We start from the raw sequence: 1240 nt of genomic DNA, 5'->3' as shown, positions 1-1240 counted from the left end.
GTGGGCGGTAGACGGCGGTGGCCGCAGCTGGCCTCGCCAGGTCGGCGACGTCGCGCACGATCTAGCCATATGGTTGCAACGGCAAGGACATCACCTCGGCGTGCGGACAGCGGTGATGCTCATGCATGAGCACGCTCAACTTGAATCGCCCCGGGTTTGGTGCTCACCTTCTTTCTTGGGAAGGATGGGCAGACCATGCCATCGAAGTACGACGAAGCGACCAAGGCCAAGGCTGTGCGGCTGGTCGTTGATCACCGTGACGACTACGCCAGTGAGTGGGCGGCGATGAAGGCGGTCTCGGCCCGGTTGGGGATGACCGCGGAGACGCTGCGCAAATGGGTGCGGCAGGCCGCGATCGACGCTGGTGAGGCCGAGGGGGTCTCGACGGATACGGCGCGCGAGATCCGCGAGTTGAAGCGTAAGAACGTCGAGCTCGAGCAGACGATCGAAATCCTCAAGGCTGCAACGAGTTTCTTCGTGCGGGAGAGCGACCCGCGACACCGTTAGTTTGCGCGTTCATCGCCGAGCATCGGGCTCGGTTCGGGGTCGCTCCGATCTGCCGTGCGCTTTCCGCGCACGGTGTCAAGATTGCCCCGAGAACCTTCTATGCCTGGCTGTCGCGGTCGCCGTCGAAACGCCGGTTGTGGGACACCGCAATTACCGAGATCCTGGCTGGCTACTACGAACCCGACGAGAACGGCCGTCGAAAACCCGAATCGCTCTACGGTGCGGAGAAGATGTGGGGCCACCTTCAACGGGAGGGCGTTCCGGTCGCCAGATGCACTGTGGAGCGGTTGATGCGGGTCAACGGGTGGAAGGGTGTGGTGCGGCGCAAGGCGATTCGCACTACCGAGGCCGATCCGGCCAGGTCGCGAGCGGCGGATCTGGTCGACCGGAACTTCCGGGTTCCGGCCCCGAATTTGCTGGTCGTCGCCGATTTCACCTACGTGCGGTTGGCCAGCGGCGGGTTCGTCTATACCGCGTTCGTCATCGACGCGTACGCGGGGCGGATCGTGGGCTGGGAATGCTCGACCAGCAAACAGACCGCTTTCGTGGAATCGGCCATCCGGCAGGCCGCGGCGTTGCGTGCCCGTCAAGGGCGGCCCTGGACCGGGTCCACGATTCATCATTCGGACGCCGGGTCGCAAGGCGAATTCAACTGGTCGAAGCAACATTTCGTTGTTGAAGCGATTGTAGATGCTGTTCCATCGCCTCGGCCGGAGTGCGCCACCCAAGGACC

Annotated in this window: 1 pseudogene; it reads left to right on the top strand. The window is 63.7% G+C overall.

Annotation, left to right across the window (positions count from 1 at the left end):
• Positions 1-195 precede the first annotated feature (195 nt).
• A pseudogene (locus AB0L63_RS32700) lies at positions 196-1148 on the top strand (IS3 family transposase); the annotation flags it as partial.
• Between the last annotated feature and the right edge of the window lie 92 nt (positions 1149-1240).

The sequence above is a fragment of the Nocardia sp. NPDC051990 genome (assembly GCF_040680755.1).
Classification (GTDB): Bacteria; Actinomycetota; Actinomycetes; order Mycobacteriales; family Mycobacteriaceae; genus Nocardia.
The sequence above is the reverse complement of the archived record's forward strand: the minus strand, read 5'-3'. Positions and strand labels throughout refer to the sequence as shown.